The sequence below is a fragment of the Chitinophagaceae bacterium genome (assembly GCA_030053935.1).
In the GTDB taxonomy this organism is placed as follows: Bacteria; Bacteroidota; Bacteroidia; order Cytophagales; family JASGCU01; genus JASGCU01.
Window position 1 is genome coordinate 1 of record JASGCU010000009.1, and the last position, 6,193, is coordinate 6,193.

The 6,193-nt window shown below is 32.8% G+C and carries 3 protein-coding genes; 2 read left to right on the top strand and 1 reads right to left on the bottom strand.

The features are described 5' to 3' along the window. The first annotated feature begins 64 nt into the window (after positions 1 to 64). Positions 65 to 3,649: a DUF559 domain-containing protein gene (locus QM536_02090; GenBank protein ID MDI9355800.1), complete on the top strand. Its 3,585-nt coding sequence runs from the start codon at positions 65 to 67 to the stop codon at positions 3,647 to 3,649. 87 nt (positions 3,650 to 3,736) lie between these two features. Here the strand turns inward: QM536_02090 and QM536_02095 are convergent, their stop codons facing one another. Beyond that, on the bottom strand, positions 3,737 to 4,738 hold the full coding sequence (locus QM536_02095; GenBank protein MDI9355801.1) for an LD-carboxypeptidase: 1,002 nt from the start codon (positions 4,736 to 4,738) through the stop codon (positions 3,737 to 3,739). Positions 4,739 to 5,545: 807 nt separating this feature from the next. On the opposite strand from QM536_02095, the gene QM536_02100 reads away from it, so the two are divergent. Next, positions 5,546 to 6,193: hypothetical protein (locus QM536_02100; protein ID MDI9355802.1), on the top strand; the 648-nt coding region annotated here is incomplete at its 3' end.

A 6,193-nucleotide genomic window follows, 5' to 3' on the forward strand; every position in this document is an offset into this window, starting at 1 on the left:
TTCGGCAGCCCAAAGCCATTGAGATAGTATTACAAAGAGAGACATCAATATATACCAAAAATAAATGACAATACAAGAATACATAGATGCTATCAATAGACGATATAAACTCGGAAATGCAACCGAGCATACTTTTCGTGGGGACTTGCAACAATTAATAGAAAGCTTAGTACCTGCCATAAGAGCTACCAATGAGCCAAAACGACAAACCTGCGGAGCACCTGATTATATATTGACCAAAAAAGATATTCCTATTGGATTTATAGAAGCAAAAAACATCGGCGACAATGACCTGGAAGGAATAAAAAGAACAGGTAACAAAGAACAATTTGACCGGTATAAAGCATCATTAAATAATCTTTTTTTTACCGATTATATTCATTTTCATCTGTATCGGGAAGGACAGTTGGTAACCAAAATTGCTATTGCAGAACTCCAATTCCCCTCCACTGGAGGGGTGTCCGAAGGACGGGGTGGTCGTATTGTGCCATTGACCAAAAACTTTACAAGTTTTGAAAACCTGATAAAAGATTTTTGCACTTACATTGGGCAAACCATTACAAAATCAAAAAAACTTGCTGAAATGATGGCAGGCAAAGCCCGATTGCTCTCCGAAGTGATTGAAAAAGCACTCACAAGTGATGAAACCCACAACGAAAACAGCACGCTGAAAGACCAAATGAATGCCTTCAAGCAAATTCTCATCCACGATATTACGCCAAAAGGATTTGCAGACGTATACGCACAAACCATTGCTTACGGAATGTTTGCAGCTCGCTATCACGACCCTACTTTGGAAAATTTTAGCAGACAAGAAGCATACGAACTCATACCAAAATCAAATCCATTCCTTAAAAAACTATTCGGATACATTGCAGGCTTAGACGTAGACGACCGCATAAAATGGGTTGTAGACGATTTGATAAACATATTTTTGGCTTGCAACGTAGAGGAAATGCTCAAAAACTATGGAAAAGCTACCAAAATGGAAGACCCTATTATCCATTTTTATGAAGACTTTTTGAGCGAATATGACCCAAAACTACGCAAAGCCCGCGGCGTGTGGTACACACCTGCACCTGTTGTAAATTTCATAGTTCGTGCCGTTGATGATATTTTGAAAACAGAATTTGATTTACCACAAGGATTAGCCGACACCTCAAAAATCAATAGCCCTGACCTTCAGGGCAGAGTACACAAAGTGCAAATCCTCGACCCTGCCACAGGAACAGGCACATTCCTCGCCGAAGTGGTAAAACACATACATAAAAAGTTTGTTGGGCAACAAGGTGTTTGGAGTAATTACGTAGAAAATCATCTGCTCCCTCGCCTCAACGGTTTTGAATTGCTCATGGCAAGCTATGCAATGGCATATTTAAAATTGGATATGTTGTTAACCGACACGGGCTATAAACCAACCTCAAATCAACGTTTTAGAATTTTCCTTACTAATAGTTTAGAAGAACACCACCCCGACACTGGAACGCTCTTTGCCAATTGGCTCAGCACCGAAGCAAACGAAGCCAACCACATTAAACGAGATACGCCTGTAATGGTGGTTATGGGAAATCCGCCGTATTTTGGTTTCAAATCTAATGATGGCGAATGGATAACTAAATTAACGAATGATTATAAATTTGTTGATGGTCTAAATATAAATGAAAAAAAACATAGATTAGGGAATGATTATGTTAAGTTTATTAGATTTGGACAATTTTTTATTGATAAAAACAAAGAGGGGGTATTGGCTTATATTAATGACCATGGATTTTTATTTAATCCAACTTTTAAAGGAATGCGTTGGAATTTAATGAATTCCTTTGATGAAATATACGTCTTAGACTTACATGGTAATTCTAAAAAGAAGGAAAAAAGTAGTGATGGTACAAAAGATGAAAATGTTTTTGATATTCAACAAGGTGTTAGTATAAATATTTTCATAAAAACAGGAAAGAAAAAGAAAAATGAATTAGCAAAGGTATATTATCATGAACTTTTAGGATTAAGAGAAATGAAATATGATTACTTAATTAATAATGAATTTAAAGAAGTTAGATACGAAGAAATTGTCCCATCAAGCCCCTTTTATTTCTTTCTACCGAATAAATTAGAAAATATTGGTAGTTATGAATTAGGTTTTTCAGTAGATGAAATTCTAATTACGGGTGTAACTGGAACAGTTACAGGGAATGATGAGCTTTTAATTGGGGAAAATAAAATAGAGTTAAAAAATAAATTAAACGAATTAGTTGATTGTGAAATAGACTCTAAATATATTAAATCAATTGAATATAGACCTTTTAGTAAAAAGGCTATGTATTTTATTGAAACATTTAATAAAAATCCATATTCTCAGATAACTGTTCCTGCTTCCTATAGGAGTAGATATAATGTAATGAAGCACTTGGCAATGCCGAATAACTATTGTTTAATTGTGGGGAGACAAGGACAAGTAGTGGGTGACATGCCTTGGAATATAATATTCATTTCAAATAACGTTGTTGATTTGAACATGTTTTATAGAGGAGGCGGTGTTGTTAGCCCTCTTTATCTTTACCCCGAAACCAACGCCCAACAAACCATCGGGAAAACAACAGAAAGAACACCAAACCTAAACGCAGCAATAGTAAAGCAAATAGCTGAGAAATTGGGTTTAACGTTTAGGAATGAAAAGACCTCCCCAACCCCTCCAAAGGAGGGGCTTAATTCCTCCCCGAAGGGGAGGTTAGGAGGGGTCGGTTATATTACTGCAAATCCAGCTCATTACAATTTAATAAAAGAAATGAGAGATAGTTTAAAAGACAATCCAACTGAAGCTGAAAAGGTTATTTGGGAATATCTAAGAAATAAAAAAACTGGGTATAAAATAAGAAGGCAACATATTATTGAGGATTTCATTACAGATTTTGTTTGTTTAAGTAAAAAAGTGGTTATTGAAATTGATGGAAAAGTTCATTTGCGACAAAAAGAATATGACGAGATCAGAACTTTAAGGTTACATGAATTAGGATATGAAGTCATTCGATTTACCAACGAAGAAGTATTTACCAATCCTGAATTGGTTGCATTAAAAACGAAAGAAAAACTTGATAGCAAATCAGATTTACAAATCAATGATCTTGCTGTCTCCCCTCCTTTGGAGGGGCTGGGGGAGGTCTTTACCCCAATAGACATTTTAGATTACATCTATGCCGTTTTACATTCGCCTGCTTATCGTGAAAAATACAAGGAATTTCTAAAAATGGATTTTCCGCGAGTACCTTATCCAAAAGATACAGAAACCTTTTGGCAATTGGTACAATGGGGCGGAGAATTACGGCAAATACATCTATTGGAAAGTCCCGTGGTAGAAAATTACATTACACAATATCCCGTAGATGGCAATAATACAGTTGTAAAACCACACTTTGTTTCTACTTCCCATGACCGTGGGAGGGTGTACATAAACGATGCCCAATATTTTGACAATGTTCCCAGATTGGCTTGGAACTTTTATATTGGCGGGTATCAGCCAGCTCAAAAATGGCTCAAAGACCGAAAAGACCGCATATTAGCATTTGATGATATTCTGCATTATCAAAAAATAATAGTAGCATTATCGGAAACCGATAGGATAATGAAAGAGATTGATACAATAGACAGTGAATAAAAAAAATCCCACACATGGGAGAGCATCTTATTTGTGATGTATGCAGCGCAACATATCATACAGATCAGTTTTTAGAGGCAGATTTCATTACTCGTCCTCTAAAAAAACTAAAGTAGAACATTCTTTTTCCACTTCCATTTTTACAGGTTTTCCTAAAATCAAAGCACGATTATCATCTATATGACCCGCAGGAAAATTATAAATGGTTGGAATGCTGTATTTTTTAGTAATACCTTCTATAATTGTATATGCATCTTTTCCCCAGGGTATAGTGTTATCTTTCATTTCGGTCATACCCCCCACAATTATTCCTTTGATTTTTTTTAATGCCCCTGAACGTTCTAAATTCATCATCATTCTATCTACATGATATAAGTATTCATCTAAATCCTCAAGATATAATATTTTATCTTGATAATCAGGCATTGTGGGTGTCCCTGTTAGATTATATAAAATGGATAGATTTCCCCCGATTAACACACCTTCTGCTTTGCCTAATATATTCATTGGATGGGTAGAAATTTCATATTTTTTGAGTGTGCCAAAAAGCGATTTGTAAAGTGTTTGCTTTGCTTCTTCTGAAGATTTTTCCAAATTTATGGGCATTATTGCATGTATTGACTGAATATGCATATTATTAATATGTGCATGCAAAACAGTTATATCACTAAAACCAATTATCCATTTAGGTTTTTTTTTAAATTGGGTAAAATCTAATGAATCAATTATTCTCACTGTGCCATAACCTCCTTTTACACACCAAATGGCTTTAATAGTTGGATTGTCTAATTGTATTTGAAAATCATGAGAACGCTCTTGGTCGCTTCCCGCTAATTGATTATCTGATAGCCCTACGCTTTTTCCAATTTTAACACGTAAGCCCCAGCTTTCTATCAATGCTATTGTTTCTGTCAGGAGTGTATCGCTATATTTTCTTGCAGTAGCAACAATTGCAATGGTATCACCTTGTTTTAAATAAGGTGGTGGAATAGTTTTATACATTTTCCCATCTTGAAAGGAAGAGGTAATGAAAAGCAAACCTAATACTATTGATATAAAAAAGAGAGTAATAATTGACTTTGAATTCATAGCATGTTTTTTAATTGATTTTTAATAAATGGAGAGGGGTTCTAAAAATTCAAATCCTAAAAACTGTACCCCTTAAAAATCAATAGTAGAGAATTGCATGCAAGGTCTCTACTATTTTTTTTGCAAGAAATCAATTTTTAGAACCCACCTAAATAATTTGATAATATATTTTAACTATACATTACTGTATTATAATACTATTTTTTGTTTTTTTCTATTTTTTTTCTATTTTTTAATTACCATTTTCTTTTTTGGAAAACTAAAAAAAAAATACCTCATATAAAAAAACTTTACAAACGTTCTAAAATCTCTTCAAAGCGAATCGAATGCAGATTCAAATTCAAAATTCCCTGATATTTTTTAATCCATTTTTAAAAAGGAGACATTATTTGCCAAATAATTAAGATCTTTTGGTAAATAACTCACATTACGCAAAAAGAAAAATATCATAAAAATTCATACCTTTAACATTTGAGTCCACTCCGAAAAGTTGCTTTTGATACATTTATAATTTTGTAATTATTTGATTATCAATAGTTTAAAAACTCAATGTTTTGTAAAAATGACTTTTCGGAGTATATCCAAAATTAAATTTTTAGAATTCACGTAAAACACTATGTTTTTTTTGGAATATTGAAAATAAAAAATATATATTGAAACAATTCAGAAACATGTAAGGAATAATAAAAACAAAAGAACTTTTTTATATTTGATTTTATGCGAGATTATGAAAGATAAAAAACAGTAATACAACAAACAATATATAAGTGATTAAATAAAAACAGTAAATTTGCTAAAACAGAAGAAATGAGAATAATACAATCATTCGAAATCATTGGTCTTTTTGGGACTGATGATATTAAAATACCGTTTAATGACCAAGTGAAAATTCTAATTGGTGAAAATGGCTTAGGTAAAACTCAAGTGTTGAACTTATTCTATTTTACATTGACTAAGAATTTTTTCAGACTTAGCGAATATAATTTCAAGAATCTTACAATTACATTTGCTAATAACAAGAAAATTGAAATTTCAAAAAAGCAAGTTGATGAGCTGGTTGAGAAAATGTATAAGCATCCAATGGTTAAGGAACTTATAAATGAAATAGGATACTCCCAATTTGAAATGTTAAGGAACAAATTCCTAAAAGACAGAAAAAATTGGCATAGACTAGAAGACAATTACATAAGGTCAAATACTCGCGTTGGAAGAAAATTTCCTATTCATCACGTATTTAGAGTATTTGAAGAATTAGAAATGAATGAAAATAAACATTCTAATGTTCATTTTGATAAATGTAAAGAGGATATTTCTAACGAACTTAAAGGCCTAGAAATTTTGTATTTCCCGACCTATAGAAGAGTTGAAGAAGATTTATATAATTTAGGTTATGAAGAGGATGAATTAAAAATTGATCAGGATAATAATCTTATTCAGTTTGGAATGGGTGATGTA